Annotated in this window: 23 protein-coding genes; 20 read left to right on the plus strand and 3 right to left on the minus strand. The window is 48.0% G+C overall.

The window, feature by feature from the left end:
- Positions 1-3 precede the first annotated feature (3 nt).
- From preA to EL268_RS13405, 4 genes are all read left to right on the plus strand, one after another.
- The gene (gene preA / locus EL268_RS13390) at positions 4-1281 is read left to right on the plus strand and encodes an NAD-dependent dihydropyrimidine dehydrogenase subunit PreA (protein ID WP_106656466.1); all 1278 of its coding nucleotides are present in this window, start codon (positions 4-6) and stop codon (positions 1279-1281) included.
- An 89-nt stretch (positions 1282-1370) separates the two neighbouring features.
- Entirely contained in the window at positions 1371-2756 is a 1386-nt protein-coding gene (hydA, locus tag EL268_RS13395; protein ID WP_106656465.1) for a dihydropyrimidinase, read from the plus strand.
- Positions 2757-2790: 34 nt separating this feature from the next.
- Positions 2791-3681 carry a nitrilase-related carbon-nitrogen hydrolase gene (locus EL268_RS13400; RefSeq protein WP_106656464.1) on the plus strand — a complete coding sequence of 297 codons (891 nt, stop codon included), beginning with the start codon at positions 2791-2793 and terminating at the stop codon, positions 3679-3681.
- An 89-nt stretch (positions 3682-3770) separates the two neighbouring features.
- The gene (locus EL268_RS13405; RefSeq protein ID WP_106656463.1) at positions 3771-4283 is read left to right on the plus strand and encodes a hypothetical protein; all 513 of its coding nucleotides are present in this window, start codon (positions 3771-3773) and stop codon (positions 4281-4283) included.
- Between the two features lie 209 nt (positions 4284-4492).
- On the opposite strand, the gene EL268_RS13410 is transcribed toward EL268_RS13405, so the two are convergent.
- Positions 4493-5983 carry an NCS1 family nucleobase:cation symporter-1 gene (locus tag EL268_RS13410; RefSeq protein WP_106656462.1) on the minus strand — a complete coding sequence of 497 codons (1491 nt, stop codon included), beginning with the start codon at positions 5981-5983 and terminating at the stop codon, positions 4493-4495.
- 223 nt (positions 5984-6206) lie between these two features.
- On the opposite strand from EL268_RS13410, the gene EL268_RS13415 reads away from it, so the two are divergent.
- The 15 genes from EL268_RS13415 to EL268_RS13480 all read left to right on the plus strand — a co-directional run bounded on the left by EL268_RS13415 (position 6207) and on the right by EL268_RS13480 (position 18849).
- Complete coding sequence (locus tag EL268_RS13415; protein ID WP_106656461.1) at positions 6207-7817, plus strand: ATP-binding protein; 1611 nt, start codon at positions 6207-6209, stop codon at positions 7815-7817.
- Positions 7818-7849: 32 nt separating this feature from the next.
- Positions 7850-8503: a response regulator gene (locus EL268_RS13420; protein WP_370511675.1), complete on the plus strand. Its 654-nt coding sequence runs from the start codon at positions 7850-7852 to the stop codon at positions 8501-8503.
- A gap of 148 nt (positions 8504-8651) precedes the next feature.
- On the plus strand, positions 8652-9710 hold the full coding sequence (locus EL268_RS13425; protein ID WP_106656459.1) for a tripartite tricarboxylate transporter substrate binding protein: 1059 nt from the start codon (positions 8652-8654) through the stop codon (positions 9708-9710).
- A 47-nt stretch (positions 9711-9757) separates the two neighbouring features.
- The gene (locus EL268_RS13430; protein WP_106656458.1) at positions 9758-10225 is read left to right on the plus strand and encodes a tripartite tricarboxylate transporter TctB family protein; all 468 of its coding nucleotides are present in this window, start codon (positions 9758-9760) and stop codon (positions 10223-10225) included.
- Between the two features lie 17 nt (positions 10226-10242).
- Positions 10243-11769, plus strand: coding sequence for a tripartite tricarboxylate transporter permease (locus EL268_RS13435; RefSeq protein ID WP_106656457.1), 1527 nt, complete (start codon positions 10243-10245; stop codon positions 11767-11769).
- A gap of 110 nt (positions 11770-11879) precedes the next feature.
- Positions 11880-12470 carry a GNAT family N-acetyltransferase gene (locus EL268_RS13440; protein WP_106656456.1) on the plus strand — a complete coding sequence of 197 codons (591 nt, stop codon included), beginning with the start codon at positions 11880-11882 and terminating at the stop codon, positions 12468-12470.
- Between the two features lie 94 nt (positions 12471-12564).
- Positions 12565-12981, plus strand: coding sequence for a DUF3054 domain-containing protein (locus EL268_RS13445; RefSeq protein WP_106656455.1), 417 nt, complete (start codon positions 12565-12567; stop codon positions 12979-12981).
- 55 nt (positions 12982-13036) lie between these two features.
- Entirely contained in the window at positions 13037-13168 is a 132-nt protein-coding gene (locus tag EL268_RS33690) for a hypothetical protein (RefSeq protein ID WP_255413062.1), read from the plus strand.
- Between the two features lie 83 nt (positions 13169-13251).
- Positions 13252-13614 carry a hypothetical protein gene (locus EL268_RS13450; RefSeq protein WP_106656454.1) on the plus strand — a complete coding sequence of 121 codons (363 nt, stop codon included), beginning with the start codon at positions 13252-13254 and terminating at the stop codon, positions 13612-13614.
- Positions 13598-14221 (plus strand): thiamine phosphate synthase, encoded by a 624-nt coding sequence (locus EL268_RS13455; RefSeq protein WP_106656453.1) that lies wholly within the window; start codon positions 13598-13600, stop codon positions 14219-14221. The genes EL268_RS13450 and EL268_RS13455 overlap by 17 nt, the downstream gene beginning before the upstream one ends.
- A gap of 3 nt (positions 14222-14224) precedes the next feature.
- Positions 14225-14887, plus strand: coding sequence for a thiamine phosphate synthase (thiE, locus tag EL268_RS13460; RefSeq protein ID WP_106656452.1), 663 nt, complete (start codon positions 14225-14227; stop codon positions 14885-14887).
- Between the two features lie 86 nt (positions 14888-14973).
- Entirely contained in the window at positions 14974-15882 is a 909-nt protein-coding gene (locus tag EL268_RS13465) for a hypothetical protein (RefSeq protein ID WP_106656451.1), read from the plus strand.
- A gap of 83 nt (positions 15883-15965) precedes the next feature.
- Complete coding sequence (locus tag EL268_RS13470) at positions 15966-16256, plus strand: antibiotic biosynthesis monooxygenase family protein (RefSeq protein WP_106656450.1); 291 nt, start codon at positions 15966-15968, stop codon at positions 16254-16256.
- A 360-nt stretch (positions 16257-16616) separates the two neighbouring features.
- Positions 16617-18149 (plus strand): two-component system sensor histidine kinase NtrB, encoded by a 1533-nt coding sequence (locus EL268_RS13475; protein WP_106656449.1) that lies wholly within the window; start codon positions 16617-16619, stop codon positions 18147-18149.
- Positions 18150-18339: 190 nt separating this feature from the next.
- The gene (locus EL268_RS13480) at positions 18340-18849 is read left to right on the plus strand and encodes a hypothetical protein (RefSeq protein WP_106656448.1); all 510 of its coding nucleotides are present in this window, start codon (positions 18340-18342) and stop codon (positions 18847-18849) included.
- A gap of 11 nt (positions 18850-18860) precedes the next feature.
- Here the strand turns inward: EL268_RS13480 and EL268_RS13485 are convergent, their stop codons facing one another.
- Together EL268_RS13485 and EL268_RS13490 are read right to left on the minus strand one after the other, a co-directional pair.
- Positions 18861-19547, minus strand: a complete 687-nt coding sequence (locus EL268_RS13485) for a response regulator (RefSeq protein ID WP_106656447.1) — start codon at positions 19545-19547, stop codon at positions 18861-18863.
- Positions 19544-20779, minus strand: coding sequence for a sensor histidine kinase (locus EL268_RS13490; RefSeq protein ID WP_106656446.1), 1236 nt, complete (start codon positions 20777-20779; stop codon positions 19544-19546). The genes EL268_RS13485 and EL268_RS13490 overlap by 4 nt, the downstream gene beginning before the upstream one ends.
- Before the next feature lie 172 nt (positions 20780-20951).
- On the opposite strand from EL268_RS13490, the gene EL268_RS13495 reads away from it, so the two are divergent.
- Positions 20952-21284 (plus strand): MarR family winged helix-turn-helix transcriptional regulator, encoded by a 333-nt coding sequence (locus EL268_RS13495; protein WP_007727206.1) that lies wholly within the window; start codon positions 20952-20954, stop codon positions 21282-21284.
- The last annotated feature ends 105 nt before the right edge of the window (positions 21285-21389 follow it).

Below are 21389 nucleotides of genomic sequence, written 5' to 3' on the forward strand. Positions count from 1 at the left end.
ATCATGGCAGATCTCAGCATTAATCTGGCGGGAATCCAATCCCCGAATCCATTCTGGTTGGCCTCTGCACCGCCGACCAATTCAGGCTACCAAGTACAGCGTGCCTTTGAAGCGGGATGGGGTGGCGCGGTCTGGAAGACACTCGGAGAGCCGATCATCAACGTCACCTCCCGCTTTGCAGGTCTGAACTTCGGGGGACAGCGCGTCTTTGGATTCAACAACATTGAACTGATTACGGACAAACCGCTCGAGGTCAATTTGAAGGAAATGGATGAAACGAAGCGCCGTTTTCCGAAGCACACCTTGATTGCGTCGCTAATGGTTGAACATAAACAGGAAGCATGGCACGAGATTGTCAAAAAGGTGGAGGCTATCGGTGTAGACGGTCTGGAACTGAATTTCGGCTGTCCGCACGGCATGGCTGAACGCGGGATGGGCTCTGCGGTCGGTCAGCATCCAGATTTAATCCGGCAACAGGTCGAATGGGTAAAAGAAGTCGCCCAAACCCCTGTCATCGTCAAGCTCACCCCAAATATCACGGACATTCGCTTTACAGCGCGAGCCGCGAGCCAGGGGGGAGCCGATGCCATCAGTCTGATCAACACGATAAACAGTTTGATGGGGGTTGATCTTGACAAATGGCTGCCGATCCCACATGTAGATGGAAAAGGGGCGCACGGCGGCTATTGTGGACCTGCTGTCAAACCAATCGCCTTGAACATGGTCGCAGAATGTGCTCGTGATCCCAAGGTTGGTATCCCGATCTCGGGTATTGGTGGAATCTCTGATTGGCGCGATACCGTTGAATTTTTGCTGATGGGAGCAACGGGTGTTCAAGTATGTACAGCCGCCATGCATCATGGATTCCGGATCGTGGAAGACATGATTGATGGGCTTAACAATTACCTGGATCAGCGCGGAATTGCCTCTGTAATGGATATTGTCGGAAAAGCCGTGCATACGTACTCGGATTGGGGACATCTGAATCTGAATTACAAGGTCGTAGCGCGCATCCATGAAGAGACCTGTATCAATTGCAACAAGTGTCATATCGCTTGTGAGGACACTTCGCATCAATGCATTGACATTGTTCCTGATGCCGCGACGGGCAAAGAGCGCTTGGTCGTACGAGAAGAAGATTGTGTAGGTTGCAATTTGTGCTCCATCGTTTGCCCAGTCGAAGGAACGATTGAGATGGTCGAGATTCCGAGCGACAAAGCCCCTCTTAGCTGGAATCAGCGGCAGGCTGCTTTGGCTGCGGGTGGCAGCTGCGAGCTGTAAAGCAGTCATGTTTTCGGCCCGGGGTGCATAGCGTGTACAAGGGAAGGCATGTCTACTCGGTGACGGGTTAAAGGGGAGATGATCATCGGATGAAAAAATGGATTCGAAATGGCACAGTTGTGACAGCGTCAGACACGTATCAGGCGGACATTTTGATCGAAGGGGAAAAGGTAGTCGCAATTGGCTCCAATCTGGATGGGAAAGATGCCGAAATCATCGATGCTACCGGATACTATGTTTTCCCAGGAGGGATTGATCCACATACCCATCTCGATATGCCTTTTGGCGGAACGGTTACTTCCGATAACTTTTATACAGGCACGAAGGCAGCAGCATTTGGCGGGACGACGAGCATCATCGATTTTTGCCTGACGAATAAAGGGGAGCCATTGCATTCATCCATTTCGACCTGGCACGAAAAAGCAAGGGGCAAAGCGGTCATTGACTACGGCTTCCACCTGATGGTTTCCGATGCGAATGATCAAGTTCTCGAGGAATTAGGAGCAGTCGTACGAAATGAAGGGATTACTTCGCTTAAAGTATTCATGGCCTACAAAAATGTGCTAATGGCCGATGATGAGACGCTATTTAAAACGTTGGTTCGGGCGAAGGAACTAGGTGCTCTGGTACAGGTCCATGCAGAGAATGGAGACGTTCTGGATTATTTGATCAAGCAGGCGATTGCAAAAGGACAAACAGATCCCGTGTACCACGCCTACACCCGCCCACCTGAAGCAGAAGGAGAAGCGACGGGACGGGCAATCGCTTTGACTGCACTGGCAGATGCACAGTTGTATGTCGTGCATGTATCGTGTGCAGAGGCAGTGCGCCGGATCGCAGAGGCTCGCGAAAAAGGATGGAATGTGTACGGGGAGACGTGCCCGCAATATTTGGTGCTCGATATTACGGATCTACAGAAGCCGGGCTTTGAAGGAGCGAAGTACGTTTGGTCCCCTCCGCTCAGGGAAAAGTGGAATCAGGATGTCCTGTGGAACGCGTTGAAAAATGGCATCTTGCAAACGGTTGGCTCTGATCATTGCTCCTTTAATTTCTCCGGTCAAAAAGAACTGGGGCTAGGGGATTTCACGAAAATCCCGAATGGCGGACCAATCATTGAGGACCGGATGCGCCTTCTCTTCTCGGAAGGGGTAGCAAAGGACAAGATCAGCCTCAATCAGTTCGTCGATATGACCTCTACTAAGGTAGCGAAATTGTTCGGAATGTTCCCGCAAAAAGGAACGATTGCAGTAGGCTCGGACGCCGATATCGTGCTGTTTGATCCAACGCTGAAGCGTACAATCTCCGTTGAAACTCACCATATGAATGTCGACTACAATCCATTTGAAGGCATGGTGGTGAATGGAGATATCATCTCGGTGCTATCACGCGGCTCATTCGTCATTCGCGATCAGCAATTCGTCGGGCAAGCCGGGGCTGGACGCTTTGTAAAACGATCGACCTTTGCAAGACCGTAATCAGTGAGACCGTAAAAAGGCAAGGAGGGCGATTATGGCAGATATCATTCGCATCGGCTTGATTCAGGCAAAAAACGATGTCCCCGGAGATGAACCGGTTCATTTACACAAAGAAAAGGCCATTGAGAAGCATGAGAAAATGGTACGGGATGCGGCAGCCAAGGGAGCACAAATCATCTGTCTGCAAGAAATCTTTTATGGACCGTATTTTTGTGCCGAGCAGCAACCGAAGTGGTATGAATCAGCAGAAGAAGTCCCGAATGGACCAACCGTGCAACTTTTCTCTTCTCTTGCCCGCGAGTTAGGAACTGTACTCATTTTACCTGTGTACGAGCGCGTGGGAATCGGTACGTATTACAACACTGCCGCTGTGATTGATGCGGATGGCACGTATTTGGGCAAATATCGCAAGCAGCATATTCCGCATGTCGGAGTGGGCAGCAGCGGGTGCGGATTCTGGGAGAAATATTACTTTAAGCCCGGCAATCTCGGGTATCCCGTTTTTGAAACCGCTTTTGCCAAGGTCGGGGTCTATATATGCTATGACCGCCATTTTCCGGAAGGGGCACGATTGCTGGGCTTGAACGGAGCAGAGATTGTATTCAACCCGTCTGCGACGGTAGCGGGCTTATCCGAATACTTGTGGAAGCTCGAGCAGCCTGCTCATGCCGTAGCCAACGGTTATTATGTGGCAGCGATCAATCGGGTAGGGACAGAAGCACCGTGGAACATGGGAGAGTTTTACGGACAATCGTACTTGGTCGATCCGCGCGGACAGTTTGTCGCGATGGGGAGCCGGGATCAGGATGAGGTCATTATCGCTGAAATGGACCGTAACAAAATTCATGAGGTGCGGGATACGTGGCAATTTTACCGAGATCGCAGACCGGAGACCTACGAAGATATGGTAAAGCTATTACCTTAATACAAGAGTGAGGGAGGTGCCGGACATGCGCCTTCCTCCTTTTCACATCATTGGAAGGATTCCATCAGAGTCAAAAGGAGCGTTCAGGGATGAGGCAGATTGTATATCGAGGGGTCGAATATGGCGAGGGACTTCGCGTTGTGAAAGCGCAAAAGTATGAGAGGGCAGAACGGCGTCATTTTACAAACGGCGCTAGTGCAAAGGCAGTGTTTGGCTCTGGTGTTTACTTGGTAAGCAATCCGGAAATCGCGGCACAGTATGCGATTTGTCATGCAGAGACCAATGGGGAGAAGGCAGTTGTGTTAAGCCAGCAGCTACATTTGCAGGGTCTCATTTGTTTGGACGAGCGTTATGGGGAAAATGAACTGCGCATCGATGCATTGCGCGCTGCTTATTCAGAAGAGGAGCTCGAACAGAGACAGAACGGAATGGGCTATGAAGAGTGGCTGGAATGGACAGGGGATAAGGTGCGTGCGTATTTGATCGCCTGTGGATACCGGGGGATTCGGTATCGGATCAGCCCGGAGCTAACGTATTATATCTGCTATGAGCCTGACATTCAAATTGAAGAGATCGCGATTCTATCTGTGCTCGAGATGTGAGAAAGCGACACTTGGTACGGCGGTCAATGAATGGATAGGCTGGTGAGCAAGTGGCTGTAACTGCCTTTCGAAGTACAGACGAGCGTACGCAAGTAAGTGTACGTGTCATGGAAGAAATGTCCATCAGTCAATTTAAATGGTAGAGTAAGGGAGCAAACGAAAGACTGGCAAACCCAACGGGGCAGCCAGTCTTTTTTGGTAGCTTGCTTTTAGGAAGCAATCGTTTGTTTGTTGTTTGCAGTGATTTTCTCGTAATCGTTGGCACTCAAGATCGAAGCATCATGTTTCATCATCCATGTGTAAATCACGAGTGATATCAGGAGTCCGACAGTCCAGGCATTGTCCCAGATAATCGTTAAGCCCGGAATGTATTTACTTATAAAAGGAATCGCAATCCCGATTAGCATCGCCCAGATGGCTCTGCCATTAAAGCCCGTTTTGTAGGTGTAGATCCCGTTTGTTTTGTACAATTCTGTTAAATGAATGCGCCGCTTGCGCACGAGCCAATAATCAGCGATAGCTATTCCATCGATCGGGCCTAACAAGGCTCCATACGTTCCGAGCCATAAAAAGATGTAGTTGCCGAAGTTATCCAAGATGTACCAAGGCTGCATCAAGAGCGACACGACCCCGGCGATGATGGCGCCGGCTTCATACGAGAGACGGCGAGGGGCCAGATTCTCCACTGCCCGGGCGGGAGCAACGATATTGGCCGCTACGTTGGTCGTCAATGTGGCAAGAATAATTCCAATCGTTCCGAGGAAAATGGCGAAAGTCGAGAATTTAGCCAACACGGCAGCAGGGTCCCACAACGCTTCTCCGTAAATAACTACGGTAGCAGAAGCGACAGCAACTCCGATGAACGAGAAGAAACCCATCGTGGTCGGTAAGGAAGAGGATTGTCCGATGATTTGGGCTTTTTGACTTTTGGCATACCGACAGAAATCCGGAATGTTGAGGGCCATTGTTGCCCAAAAAGCAATCGCTCCCGTCAATGCTGGGAAGAAAACCTTCAGGAATTCTGCATTGGAAGTGAATTTCGAAGGGGCTGAGAGCATTGGTCCCCATCCGCCTGCTTTCGTAAGCGCCCAGACGAGGAGAGCCAAACTCATGATGATCAGGATGGGAGCAGCCCATGCCTCCATTTTTTTGATCGTTTCGGGACCGCGATAAGCGACCCATACGTTTAACAACCAAAAGCCAAAGAAGGATATCCAGAGATGTCCGGGAACATTTGCCCAGCCTGTCATCGACATCAAGAGCGTATCGATGGCAGCACCTCCGAACCAACAGTTGATGCCGAACCAGCCAGCACCTATCAAACCGCGCGCGACAGCGGGGATGTGCGCTCCTTTGGAGCCGAACCAGAGGCGCGCAAAAACCGGATACGGAATGCCAAATTTTGTCCCGGCATGAGAGTTGAGAAGAATGGGAATAAGGACAATACAGTTACCGAGAATGATCGTCAAAATGGCCTGCCACCAGTTCATACCCAACGAAATTAACCCTGCCGCCATTGCATACGTCGGCAAACAAATCGACATACCGATCCACAAGCTGGCGAAGTTGTAGGAAGTCCAGCTGTGCTCTGCCGTCGTCGTTGGCCGAAGACCTTCATTATAAAGCGGACTGTTCTTAATTGCCTCTACGCCTTCTTTCGTCAGGGTAACAATTCCATTTGATTCCGTTTGCGTCTTCATTTCTTTCCCTCCTTTGCTTATCAAGATGTCTCGTATTCGGACAACCGCCCTAGTTTGTCTTGAATACAAGTTGTAACATTATATTGGGGGAAAGAAGGCCTAATACCTGATTTTTCGTCGTAAAAAGACAGCCAGCAACGACAAGCATCGCCATTGACAAAGGGAATGATTCTACCTTTTTACCTAATCGGGATGGTAAGATGAAGCAAGGGGGGAGCGAGCTGTGACGACAAGAAAAATCAAAATGTCTTTACAAACCAGAATGATCTTATTGATTACTATTGTTATTATTCTGATTGTTTCGTCAGTTGGGGCGGTGTTTTCTTCCATTGTTGCGTCTTCGATCGAAGAGCAGGTGGGCAAAAAAGCATTGAGTGTGGCGAAGATCGTTGCCAGCGATCCTGAGCTGCGTAGTGCTTTTTCAAGCGATTACCCTCCTTCGCTCATTCAACCCATCGCTGAAAACGTCCGTGTGCAAACCGGAGCAGAGTTTGTGGTCGTGGGAAACCATGAGGGAATTCGGTATGCGCACCCGATTCCGGAGCGGATCGGAAAGGAAATGGTGGGGGGAGATAACGAGCCCGGACTCTCACATGGTCAATCTTACATATCGAAGGCTGTCGGCAGCATGGGACCATCATTGCGAGGGAAGGTGCCGATCAAAAATGAAAAAGGGGAAATCGTCGGCATCGTTTCCGTTGGGTTCCTGCTGGAAGATATCGAAGAGGCTATTGACCTCTACCAAGACCGCATATTGATCTTGACTCTTCTCGCCTTGTTGTGTGGTGTTGCTGGTGCCATTGCACTCAGTCGCTATTTAAAGCGCTTAATTTTGGGGTTGGAGCCGGAGGAGATCGCATCCTTGTACGTAGAGAGAAATGCTGTACTGGAGTCAGTCCGCGAAGGCATCGTGGCGATTGACCGGAATAAACGCATCACGATGATGAACAAGGCTGCCATTCGTATTTTGAATTTACCGGAAGAAGAGTTTCATCGCAAAGAAATAGTTGAAGTGCTACCAGACAGTCGTATGCCAGAAGTACTGGAATCAGGCGAGCATCAATTAGATCGCGAGTCCATCATGAGCGGAAAAGAAATCATTGTGAATCGACTTCCGATCAAGTTCGGAGGTAAGGTCGTAGGAGTGGTCAGCAGCTTTCGTCCCAAATCGGAAATTGACCAGCTAGCCTCTGAATTGTCCCAAGCAAGGCGTTATGCGGATGTACTTCGCGCTCAAACCCATGAATTTCACAATTTGTTGTATACCATTTCCGGCTTGTTGCAGCTTGGCTCGATTCAGGAAGCGGTCGAGCTGATTACGAGTGAAACGTCCGCCCAACAAGAGATGATTTTATTTTTGGCGAAGCAAATTCCCGATCCGTTAATAGGGGCACTGCTGTTAGGCATGCACAATCGAGCCAAGGAGCTGAAAATTCAATTCGTCATCCATTACGACAGTCACTTGAAGGAGCTCCCCCCGACGATCAACCGACAGCAGATCGTGGTTTTATTGGGGACTCTAATCCAGAATGCGTTGGAAGCCGTCAATGAGCCTAGCGTCGAGCACAAACGAGTGGAGTGTTATTTGTCTGACACGGGTGATGAGATCATGTTCGAAATCGAGGACTCGGGACCGGGGGTTGTGGAAGAACTGCGAGAAAAAATATTCGAGCACGGTTTCTCAACGAAAAAAGGCGAAGATCGTGGAATTGGCCTGGCCAAGGCGCATGGAATTATTAACGAATTGGACGGCTATATTCTCGTTGGCAAAAGCGAGCTAGGAGGCGCACTTTTCACAGTATCCCTACGCAAAAGAATGGAGGTGGCATCTTGAGAAAGCTGGAGGTTCTCATCGTAGAGGACGATATGCGGATTATCGATATCAACAAGCGATTTGTCAGCAAGATTGAAGGTTTTGAAGTAATTGCTACAGCAACGAATGGGACGGATGCCAAAGAATTGCTGTCTTGTACCCGCCCTCAGCTGGTTTTATTGGATGTGTACTTGCCTGACATGCTGGGAACGGAGCTGGTCTGGTATATTCGGCAACATTACCGCGAAGTAGACGTGATCATGATCACCGCAGCCAAGGAAATGGAAATGGTACAGGAAGCGTTGCGCGGTGGAGTATATGATTACATCGTCAAGCCGCTGGTTTTCGAGCGTTTTCGTGAACGGTTGGAAAGCTATCGCGAGCATGTCATTCGGACGAGAGAAGCTGTCGAGGTAGACCAGGAAGTCATTGACCAAATGCTGACCAGAAGGCTGGTCGCCCCGAAAAATCGAGATGTGCTTGCACCAAAAGGGATTGACCTCTTGACTCTGGAAAAAGTAATCGAAGCGATCAGACAGACGGGAGACAAGGGGGTCTCGGCGGAGGAAATTGGCCGCGAGATTGGTACCAGTCGAACAACAGCGCGACGGTATTTAGAATACTTGGTTCTGGAAAAAAAGGCGCGTGCTGACTTGATTTATGGCACAGTGGGCAGACCGGAAAGAAAATATCGCTATCTTCCATAAATGATCCATGAACAATATGAACAAAAAGTGATTAATTTTCAAAATAGACCTTATGCACGAAAACTATTCCTCTGACTTCCGCGGTGGTACATTATGTTCAGGCGTGACAGCGCTTACAAATAAGCGGGTTAAGGGGGATATTTGTTTGATGAAAAGAAAAAAAGTGCTAATCACAGTGTCCACTTTTCTTACACTAGCATTGGCTGCTTGTGGTGGAGGTACTGGAAATACGGGAACAGCAAGTCCGGGAACGCAGCCAGCTCCATCGGCACAGCCTGCCGCAGAGGCATCCAAATACCCGGAAAAGCCGATCGTGTATGTGGCTCCATCCGGTGCAGGAGGGGGCTGGGATAAGACAGCTCGCTCGGTAGCAAAGGTGTTGGCGGAAAGCAAGCTGGTGACAGAAACCATTACGGTAGAAAACAAGCCGGGTGGCGGGGGAACCGTGTTTTTGGCTGAGTATGTTAGCAAAGACAAAGGCAATCCTTATAAATTATTCGTGAGCTCTCCTCCTATCTTGATTAACAATAACAAAAAAGAGGGGAACAGCCCATTTGGATACAAGGATGTCACACCATTGGCGCAAATGACGAAAGATTTCGGCACCCTCGTTGTGAAAGCGGATTCACCACATAAGGACATCAAGAGCGTGCTGGACGCAATCAAGGCTGACCCAAGCAAAATTACACTGGCAGGGGGTTCTGCTCCCGGATCGATGGATCATCTGATCGGCGTAATGCCAGCAGCTAAATACGGAATTGATCCAAAAAGCGTAAAATACGTCTCTTATGATGGCGGCGGAGAAGCAATGGCTGCTTTGTTGGGCGGCAATGCGGATATCATTGCAACAGATGCTTCCAGCGTGGGTGAGTATCTGAAAGCAGGTAAAATTCGCGTACTGGGCGTCACTTCCGATGAACGTCTCGGCGGCGATTTGAAAGATATTCCGACGTTAAAAGAGCAAGGCATTGATGCAACGTTCACGATTTGGCGCGGTGTCTTCGGTCCGGCTGATATGCCAGCAGACGCAAAAGCTTACTGGGATGCAAAGCTGAAAGAACTTTCCACGCATGAGGCATGGACAAAAGAATTGGCGGCAAACGGTTGGGAAAGCGAGTACAAGGACGCTGCTGCTTTCACAGCATTCCTGGACGAACAAGATAAGCAGGTCAAAGAACTGTTGACATCACTTGGTATGTCGAAGTAGGGAGAGGAGGGGCACCCCCTCCTTTTTCCACACCTTAGGAGGTATACATGAACCTGATGTTTGATCGGATCGGCAGCCTGTTTTTTGCACTAGTAGGCGCACTCTTTATTGTCGAAAGTCAAAATATTTCGTCTAGTGCATACGGAAGTCAGGTCGGGCCGAATATGTTTCCTTTTGGGCTTGGCGTCATCCTGATCCTGTTGAGCTTGCGATTGTTGTGGGAGACCTATAAAAAAGGAGTGGCTGCTTCCACATCTGAGTCACAGAGTCCACTGCGATACAAGCGGTTTTTATTCATTTTGGCAGCGACAGTCTTGTATGTTTTGTTGTTGGAGAAACTCGGTTATGTCATCTCGAGCTTCGCTTTCCTTCTGTACGCCTTCACCATGATGGGAAGTAAAAGCGTTTTGAAATCGGGAATCGTTTCCCTGCTGTTTTCAATAGGAGTTTATGTCATCTATGTGCATTTGCTTAAAGGTACGCTTCCAGGACTACCTGCCTGGCTAGGCGTCTAGGGAGGGGATAGATTAGCATGAGTGCATTGCAATTTTTGGCGGATGGTTTTCTCGTTGCCTTACAGTGGCATAATCTTGTCTTTGCCTTTATTGGCGTCCTGATCGGTACTGCGGTAGGTGTCCTTCCCGGCATCGGTCCAATGAGCGGAGTCGCGTTATTGATGCCCGTTACGGCTTCCTTGACCTCTGGCTTACCTCCTGAAAGTGCGGCGGCTAGCGCACTGATTTTGTTGGCAGGCGTTTATTATGGTGCGATGTACGGTGGTTCCACAACGTCCATTTTGTTAAATACGCCGGGTGAATCCTCCTCTGTTGTTACGACATTGGACGGCTATCAGATGGCGAAACAGGGACGTGCTGGCGCAGCGTTGTCGATTGCAGCGATCGGTTCTTTTGTCGCGGGTCTCGTGGCGCTGATTGCTCTTGTGTTTTTGGCTGATCCATTATCCGATCTCGCTTTGAAATTCGGCCCTGCTGAATATTTCTCCCTCATGCTTCTCGGCTTGTGTGCGGTCAGCGGACTGGGGGGGAAGTCGATGACCAAAGCCCTCATTATGACAGTCATGGGACTCTTGCTTGCGACAATTGGGATGGATACCGTTTCGGGAGTGGCGCGATTTACCTACGATATTCCCGATTTGTACCAAGGCTTGGAGTTCCTCACGATAGCAGTTGGTTTGTTTGCCCTTGGAGAAGTGTTCAAGACAATCCTGGAAGACGATCAATCGACCAAGGAAATTATTAAAGTGGGGCGAGTACTCCCTACGAAGCAAGACCTAAAAGAAAGTGCCGGACCGATTACACGCGGCTCGTTGCTCGGGTTTTTCATTGGCGTCTTGCCTGGTGCTGGCGCTACCCTCGCATCTTTCTTCTCGTATATTTTTGAGAAAAAGCTCAGCAAAGATCCTAGCCGCTTTGGAAAAGGAGCGATCGCAGGTGTAGCAGCACCGGAGTCTGCAAACAATGCTGCTTCTGGCGGTGCGATGATTCCTCTGTTGACGTTGGGCATTCCAGGGTCCGGTACCACTGCAATTTTAATGGGGGCATTATTGATGTATAACGTACAGCCCGGACCGCTCTTATTCGCTGATCATCCGCAAATTGCTTGGGGATTAATTGCAAGTATGTTTATCGGGAATGTGATGCTGCTGGTTTTGAACATGCCATTAGTGAAAGTGTTTGCAAAAATCATTGAAACACCGTCCCATTTCCTGATTCCACTCATTATCGCGATTTCCGTTTTCGGTGTGTACGCAGTGCAAATTAGTACATTTGACTTGATTTTGCTCGTGATTTGTGGGGTAGCTGGCTATTTCCTGACGAAAAACGATTTTCCGCTAGCACCGCTCGTCCTCGGCCTTGTTTTGGGACCGATGATTGAAAATAACATGAGAAGAGCATTGACCACCTCGAATGGTGACTTTTCTATCTTCTTGACGAAGCCGCTTTCCGCTGCTTTTCTGATTTGTGCGCTTCTTTGGTTGCTGATCCCTATCTTCTTGAAGCGCAGAGGGAAGCAAGTCATTATCAGTGAAGAAGCGTAACATCCTATTATTTGTCTTGACAGCATCCTCGCGAGCCCGTATCATTGGAAAAATTTCGGGGAACTGTTCTGTTTGATGGATGCAGCAGAACAGTAGAGGAGCGAACAGACATGTTAAACATTGAACCTGTTATCTTGGAAGGCAAGCTGGTCCGATTGGAGCCGCTCAGAATGGCTCATGTGGACGGAATCTGGGAAGCAGGCGCATACGAAGAGATTTGGCCGTATATGTCCGTTACCATTCGAACGAGAGAAGATGCTCAGGCTTTTATCCTGCAGGCTTTGAAAAATGAACAAGCCCAGACAGAACTCCCATTCGTCATCATTCGCCAAGCAGATGAGCAGATCATCGGGAGCACGAGATTCTTAGGGATAGCGAAAAAGGATCGCGGATTGGAAATCGGGTTTACCTGGCTGACCCCGTCCGTTTGGAAAACGGGCGTCAATACGGAATGTAAATGGCTTCTCCTGCGCCACTGCTTCGAACAACTGGGTTGTATACGCGTACAGCTCAAGACAGATTCTCGCAATTTGAATTCGCAACGTGCCATTGCCCGAATCGGTGGCGTTCGAGAAGGTGTCCTGCGCAATCACATGGTGATGCCAGATGGATACATTCGCGACTCGGTATACTTTAGCATTCTCGACCGTGAATGGCCAGAAGCCAAGCAAAAGCTGCAATTGTTGCTGTTTGGTGAATAAAGGCTTGGATTGATTGAAGGGCGATCAGAGCATGTGTACAATAGGGGTGAACCAAGAGGGTTTACTCTGACAAGACCCGGAAAAGAGGGTATACATGAGACTGCGTTTGTCACTACCGGGCTATTTGTTACTGCTCGGGGATCTGATTGCCTTTGTGCTCTTTGTTTATTACGGAAAAATCATTCATAACTACCCTGTCACTGTCATGGGAATTATCGAAACATTAGCCCCGTTCCTGGTGGGATGGATCGTCGCGATTCTGCTTTTCAAGAGCTACGGACAGCGAACGTATGAATCGGCGGGCCGACAATTATTATCGGTACTGATTACTTGGACAGTAGCCGCACCAATTGGCTTACTGATCCGCTCCTGGTGGACAGGTGTACCGATTACGCTTATTTTTGCAGGTGTGACTTATTTCATTACGCTTGCGTTTTTGCTCGGGTGGCGTGTACCGTTTGCCATCGGCTACGCGATCTACAAACGCAATAGACTACTTTCAACCAGCTAATAAAGTGACCCGAATTGGTTACGCTATCCTATGAACGACTTAGGAGGTGAATCAATTGGGAAAGAACAACAACAGCAAAGACCTCGGAAAAAACCGTGGGAAAACGCTGGATGAAAATGATCGCAACACAAATTTGAGACAATCTAACCATAATGATCGAAATGAAGGAACTGCAAAAGACCGCTGAGCAATCAGCGGTTTTCTACATTGATACAGGTCATGATGTGATATAATAGATTTTGTTTTTTTCTAGCGAGTGGGGGGAAACGTATGACGGAACCGATGCAGAATGTACAGCCGGTGACCTTGTCGTCACAGGCGTTTTTACTTTTGTGCAGACTATATGATGGCTGCTATGACGAATTGAAGCAAAATGAGCAGGTTCGCGAACTCGTGGAGTCCATCGGAGATATTTTGTTGGCGGGCGTGGAGACGTTGGAGAAACAGGAAACCAAGCCGAAAAATATTACCTTTCCACTTACCGTGCAACAAGCATTTTTCTTGCGTCGGCTAGTCATTGAGCTGTTGGCTCAGTCGCCGACGGACAAAGAAGACCGAACGACGCAATGGCTGCAGGAATGTGTGGCAGCACTCGCCGGAGGCGGTGTCCAACCCGATGTCAAGCACTCATGAGCTGCATGTGATTACGAGCGGCCGGCATTCGCTTGAGGACGTATTGCGAATGGCAGAAGCTGCTTATGCGGGTGGTATGAACTTTTTACACATACGGGAAAAACATCGTACCGCAAAGGAATGCATGGACTGGGTAAAGGCGTTGGCGAATGTCATCCCCCTTTCGGCCTTGATCGTGAATGATCGGGTGGACGTGGCTGCGGCGTCGGGTTGTGCTGGTGCTCACCTGGCATACCATAGTCTGTCTCCAGCGGAAGCGAGAATGGTGCTGAAGACTGGTCAAAAAATAGGGCGTTCCGTCCATTCCGTGGAGGAAGCACAGCAAGCCATTGCCGCAAAAGTCGATTATTTGCTCTACGGGCATATTTTTGCGAGTGGTTCGAAGCCGGGTCTAGCACCAAGAGGAACAATAGAACTCGCGCAAATGACGGCACGATTTACTATTCCGATCATCGGACTCGGTGGAGTCACACCGGATCGGACGGCGCAAGTTTTGGAAGCAGGGTGTGCGGGCATTGCTGTCTTATCGGGGATTACCGATGCAGCAGATGCCAAGTCAGCAGCCAGCGCTTATCGAGCAGCATTGGATCGTTGGGAGGGAAAATAAAGTATGCGAGATATACAAAGACTTCGGGAAAAGATGGGTGTATACTTTGTCATTGGTACGCAGGACTGCGGGTATTCCAGCGAAAAGACCGTGCAAATTGTGGAAGCAGCATTGCGTGGAGGAGTGGGTACGCTTCAGTTGCGTGATAAAGGAAGCAAGCTGACTGCTGAGGAACAATACGAGCTGGGCAAACAGTTGCAACTGCTATGTCGTGACCATGATACCGTATTTTTTGTAAATGACGATGTAGATCTGGCGATTCGCTTGCAGGCAGATGGCGTCCATGTCGGGCAAGATGATATGGCGTTGACGGAAGTACGAGCCAAAGTTGGCTCCGAGATGTACATTGGTGTTTCGGCAGGTACGGTTGAAGAGGCGCTCGCAGCCCAGAACGGTGGCGTAGATTGTATCGGTGTAGGAGCGATGTTCGCTACACGTTCCAAGGCAGATGCTGGCGAGCCTATTGGACCAGTGGGGCTAGAGGAGATCCGTAAGGCAGTTGGTAATGACTTGCCTATCGTGGGGATTGGTGGCATTACACTGGAAAATGCTTCTGAAGTGCTTGCTGCCGGGGCCGATGGTGTCGCAATTATCAGTGCGATCAGCCATGCCGAATCACCTGAAGAAGCAGCCCAAGCGCTACAGCGGATTGTACGATCTCGTTAGCACGGACAAGGCGACGATTACATATGGTAGGGTAATAGAAACAAACCAGGATGATGCGATATTGGCGATCAAAGGAGGTGAAGCCGATGAAAAATCGGATTTACCGCATCGGATATGAATGGGTGAGCAAACGGGAATTGCTCGAGCGATTGTTCATGACCGACTGCATTCTTATCGAACACAAGCGAATGCATCCCCCACCGGAGGATCAAGATACGGAGTTGCCACCAGAAAAGGAAGTTCATGCTGTTTTGGTTCGCAGTCAGCGCCGCCCGGGCGAATGGGTGACGTTTAACGGGCTTTACGAAATACAGACGAGAGAGCCCATCCCTTGGATAGATTCACCGCTGGAGTACCATCAATTCGGAGTAGAATTGATTCCTGGTAATATTCGCAGGGAAAAGGCACCTCAAGGCAGGATACCCGCACGAACCAAGCTGCAAATCGCTGCTGTTCGACAAGATACGGTGTTTGTCACTGTTCCTGGGCATCCGTCCAGGCGTTACGAAATGTCGTTGGCTCACGCACGTTTTGCCAAGGATAACCCGACAGAACTGGAAATGAAACTGCAAGTGTACGCTTTTCCCCCACGCAACGATATTTTTGTGGATTGGTTATTGAAAGAAGGGCGCAAAACAGGAATCATTACGCGCCCCAATCAGGAAAGGGTAGAAAAATCAGCTTTTCAGGTGTGGGAAGATCTACGACAAGAATACGGCATTAGTGTCAGCGCGGCATTGATTGCGATTAAACAGGCACTCATTGTTCTGGATCGTGCAGGTGTCGAGACTGACTTCCCATACCCGACCCAAGAGCGATCGGATATATCTTTGTTCAGCGAATCGGAGCGAGATGCCTTTTATTCCTACCAATCCGTTCGATGCGCGATGGCCGCTGTCGCTGCCCTGCTGACGGTAGACCCGAAAGATCCGTTGCAGGATACACTCTTGATGGATATCATGCTCGAGCAACAAATCAACCGCAGGCGCGAATAGCGTTTGCGGTTTTTAGGTTTTTCGCCAAAAGTAGTATAATGGGAGTTGGTAGATGAACCCAATGAAAAGGATGTGTGACCATCATGTATGTATCCATGAACAGACTGACTGTACCAGAAGACTATCAATCCCATTTGGAACGCGCATTTGGTAATGGGGGAGAACGAATGAAGGAGGTTCCTGGTTTTTTGGAGTTCCTTTTCCTGGCACCAACGGAAGGTGACGAATACATCGTTTTTACGAAATGGACAGATGAGGAATCGTTTAAAAATTGGACAGAAAGCGAAGCTTTCAAGCGCGCACATACAGGAACTAACCCGAATAGCCCGGTAAAATCGGATTTGCGCAATTACGCTGTCAAATCCCATTCATAAAGCGAAAGCATTTGTCTCTGCGGGGGCAAATGCTTTTTGGATGATTGAATAATAAACATCCTTTACCTTTTTATGCTCGATCGTGATATGATAGAAAATGTTGAGAAAACGTTTTCAGTCAAACGTGATCAGGAGGTGAAGGTGTCCGAAAAAGGCAATAGAAAACGCGCGATAATAGGATGCTAGCCGAGATTGTTTGTCTGTAAGGATAAGAAGAGAACCTGATTGGATGGTGTCATTCTCTGCACGAGGATATCATCAAGCCGCTTTACATCTTGTCTCATTTACGTCCATAATAGAGCCTATACATACTTGGAAAAATAGCCTCAATGAAGCACGGAGAAAAGGAGCCAGAGTGTTTTGAAAAATCGAATAAGTAAGTATCTTACTCATTTGGTCCCTGCGGCGGTGGCCAAGACGTTTTCCTTTCTTTCAGATCATCATTACTCTGCTTTGCTTCTAGAAGACCGCGAAAATACAGAGGCTTTGTTTGTACAGCAAATCACAAAATGGATTGAAGTAGTAAAAGTAATCGACACGTATGCATTCGAACGAGAATTGAGCGAAATTGCGTACAAATTTTCGTTACTCGGAATGAACCTTACGTATTTGCATCAATTTTTGCGCAAGTGTCGAGACGTTATTATTGAAGAAATGAATAACAACGCATGTTCTCTTGCCACGACGGAAATGGAGCGAGTAGAGCTATTGCAAGGACAGATTCGTCTCTATCAATCGATGGACTACATTTTGCAGCAAATGGACGATGTCTTCAACAAAAATTCGCATCAATTTCCGGTTGAGAAAACACCAACTTCTCCTACAAGTTCCAGTTCGGCCAAAGGAGAAGATGTTACAATGCTCGCTGAACAGGAGCTTGTCCAATTGGTTCTGCAGTCCAGTGATATTGCTGTCTTGATGATCGACCGCCAGCTAAGAGTCATTGAAGCGAATTACGCTGTCTGTCATTTATTTGGCGTAGATCGGAATCAAATCATTGGTCAAAACATTGATCATGCCCTTCGCCCTCATATAAGCGAGCGTTTTGTCCAGTGGGTGATTGAACGCGGGCAGTCCGGCCATTATGTTGCGGAATACAGAGGCAAATGGACGACAGTTAGTACGAGCCCCATTTATTACGATGGAGAGATGTGGGGAGCGATCGCCGTTCTTCGGAATGTTACGGAAAGCAAAAAGTACGAAGAAGAATTGAGCAAGCGTGAAGCGCTGGCAGCAGTTGGGCAACTGGCTGCTGGGATGGCGCATGAGATTCGAAATCCACTGACAGCCATCAAAGGCTTCATTCAGTTGTTGCGTGAGCAAGGGGAAGCTAATCGCAGTGAATCTTATTTTTCTGTCATCTTAACGGAAATTGAACGCATTGATGGGCTATTGAACGATGTTCTTGTTTTGGCCCGGTACAGGGATGATAAAATCGTATCGGAACGTTTCTTAGTGATGGACGAGTTACATGGCGTCATTCGTTTACTGGAGCCAGAAGCGAATCGAAGAGGAATCAAGCTAGAGTTGGACATTGCACAAGGCGAGTGGCATGTGTTTGGTCATCGTTCGCGAATCAAGCAAGCCATCTTGAACATCTTGAAAAATGCGCTTGAAGCATTGATGACCCAAGGCAATCTCGTTCATGTGAAAGTGTACTCATCTCTCAATCAAGTCATCATTGTTGTGGAAGACAACGGACCTGGTCTATCAGATTCTTGCCTGCAAAATTTATTCGTTCCTTTTTATACGACCAAACAAGAGGGAACGGGGTTAGGTTTGTCTACGACACAACGCATCATCGCGGATCACGGTGGCGAACTCTATGCGGAAAACTCTCCGAAACTGAAAGGAGCCCGTTTTGAGATTCGTTTACCTCTTTCAATTTCCTAAAATCCAAAAAGGATTGTGACTGTAGACGGATCGAATATCCGTCTTTTTTTATGTTCGAATGAGCATATAGTCCCATTCGCGAAAAAGTTGCAAGTCTTTGGAATCAATCTTTTTGTAAGTTGTTGTCAAAGGCTGTCGATCAGTGGAATAATTTACAAAACAGTTACAATTTGAACGGAGTTGAACAACGGTGATTCGGATGCTGAAAAAAAACGAAACGAGGTGGAGCTACTGGGAGGCTTGGTATGAGGAAACGGAGCACCTTTACACCGTTCATTACGGAAATGTAGGGGAAATTGGCGACCATTTTGCTGTAGTAGCGGAGCAGATCGAGGGAAGGCCCGACGAAGTTTTGCAGATCTGGGCAGAAGAGATGAAAGAACAAGGATATCAGGTCATGAAAGAGAACGATTTCCATCCGATGATCATTCGCTTTCCCCATTTATCTGAGTCAGAGATAGAAATGCGCTATTTGATCGAACAGCTGTTGGACGAATGCTTGGGAAAGACCGGGAATGGACACAGCGACGGTGGAGAAGACAGTGAGAGAACATTGGCTGTGATTTGCCGGGTGATCGATACGAAGAAAGCGGCTGCTGCCGTATTCGAAGCGATGTCCAGCGCACAGCTGGTAGAAGGAATTTCCATCAGCATAAAGCAGGAGGATGGAAACTTGATTCCACTTAGTCCTCCTGCCTAATACTGTCTGATTTATTTCACGATTTTGTGCCGCAGAGCTTTTGCCACTGCCTGTGTGCGATCCTCGACACCCATTTTTTGCAATATCCGATGCACGTGTGTTTTTACAGTGCCTTCTGAGATGAACAAGTTTTGCGCAATCTGATCATTTCGATAACCATCGGCGATCTGTTGAAGTACATCCAGCTCTCGATCCGTCAGTTCATCTAGCAAAACTGATTGGGGAGTGGTAGTCAAATCAGGTGTCTCACGTTGACCTTGCAGAGCTTCCGCAAGGGCTTTTGCAGCTGTCACGGTATGGAAGAGGGCTTCTCCCTGGTGGGCTCTGCGAATCAGATCAAGCATTTCCTGAGAGTCGGCATCCTTTAGCATATAGCCGACGGCTCCAGCACGAATTCCTTCCACCACATAATTGTGATTGTCAAAGGTGGTAAGAATCAATACCTTCGTGCGAGGATGCTGCTGCATGATTTCTTTTGTGGCCTCAATACCAGACTTGTTGGGCATCTGAACATCCATCAAAACGACATCAGGTGCGAGGGCGCCAATCAGTTCTACAGCTTCCACGCCATCGGAAGCCTCCCCAATTACTTCCATATCGGATTGCATTTGAATGACATAACCCAAACCTTGGCGTATCATGGTTTGGTCATCTACTAGGACCACGCGAATGGCTCCTTCTTTTTGTTTACCGGTCATGTTCGCATGCTCCTTTCAGGCTCAGTCTGGCGAATCGGAAAGCTGAAATCGAGTTGGAATCCGTGGGGCTCACGAATGCGATACGCGAGAGTTCCGTTCAATAATTGAATTCGTTCAGAGATCCCAGTTAGGCCAAAGCCAGGTTTGATTTTTTGGTCGCTCGTGATGCTTCCATCGTCTCGAATGGACAACAAAAGGATGTCCTTCTTTTGTTCAATGATGACAAGAATTTCTTTTGCGTCAGAATGACGTAGGGAATTGGTGATCGCTTCTTGTAAAATTCGATAAAACGTTATCGTCATTTCCTGAGAGAGCGGGATGTCCAGATCGGAGCATATCAGCTCCATTTTTATTCCTGTATGCTTTTGAGCCTGTGATAAGAGAGCTCGCAGAGGCGTAAGTCCCAGGGAGGTTTTATCCAGAGCCAGTGTATGGACAGACGAGCGAATATCCTCCAGACTTTGCTTGGCAACACCGAGCATGTTGCGTACGGCTTCTTGTGCGTTGTCAGGTCCATCCTGCAGCATATACTTCAAGGCATGCAGCTGGACAATGAGTGAAGTCAAACTATGACCCAATGCATCGTGAATATCACGGGCAATTCTCGTTCGTTCCTCCAGAACCGCTACTTGAAGGGAATGAAGCGCTGCTTCTTGAAGTTGTAAGTGCGCCTCTTGCAACTCTGTATGTGCTTTTTGCAGCTGCTCCAGGTGCTGTTGGTTGGTTTCGTATGCTTCTGTTTGAATCCGATAGCCACGTGCGCCGATATAGCACCCCACATACGTAAGAATATAAGAGATGATGTGCGTGAATTTCAGGTTTTCTTCAAAATATAAAAAAAGCGTACTGCACGTACCAAAAAAAGTAGCATAGGCCAACGCACGGCGTCCATGAATGTGAAACCCGATAAAAACAGCGAGTGGGAGCATCAAGCCGAAGCCTTCTCCCCCTAAGATAAGGGACTTTAGTAAGGAAACGATTCCAAGCACGACTGTCACGAATTCGAATTGGAAAGGCTTCCATTTTTTCTTGGAAGTCCAAAATACCACAAGGTAACAAATAAATAGTACAATGGTAAGAGAAAATTGCAACGGAGTTTCCCGTTTAAATGAATCAGGAATCAAAGCTAATACAATTAAGATGGAAAACCACATGATCAGTAAACGTTTTTGTATGGCTTTCATCATTATCTTCAACAATGAGAAGTCCTTCTTTCTCTGCCGGATAATCACTTAACTTCATTCTAGCATGCGTTGTCGTCTATCTCCAGATAGATAAATACTTGTCAGAAATCTACCCCTGGGTAGACTTCACTACATATACATTTCAGTAGAATTATTTTTGGGAAATAAACGATTAGTTATGGGTGGAAGTGGTTAAGTAAGGATGGCAAGGGAGGTTCTCATGAAAGAACTGATTCAGTTGGCAAAACTCCTGCAAGAAGCCAGTGTTTTGTTTACCACGATTTCTGAGCAAGAGCTGGATACAAGCGATGTAACCTGGCAACAGGTCTTGATTCTTGAGCAGCTCGGAAACGGGCCAAAAACGATGGGGGACATAAGTAAGACTGTCGGTCTTTCATACAGCACAACTTCCGGTCTTATTAATCGGTTGGAGCAGGAAAACCTGGTACGCAGGTTCCGAGACCAATCAGATCGACGAGTTGTGTGGGTGTCACTGACAGAACGTGTATACCAACAGCGAGATGTGAAATGGGGAAATTCACAAACCGTCTAAAAATGGTTTCATCCCTTGATATTTCGTTCAACGAAATGTTAACTCGAGGTTCACCTTATTCATTTCGTCATGCGAACTATTACTCACAAAAAATTAGCAGATATA

It is taken from the genome of Brevibacillus brevis, assembly GCF_900637055.1.
Taxonomy (GTDB): domain Bacteria; phylum Bacillota; class Bacilli; order Brevibacillales; family Brevibacillaceae; genus Brevibacillus; species Brevibacillus brevis.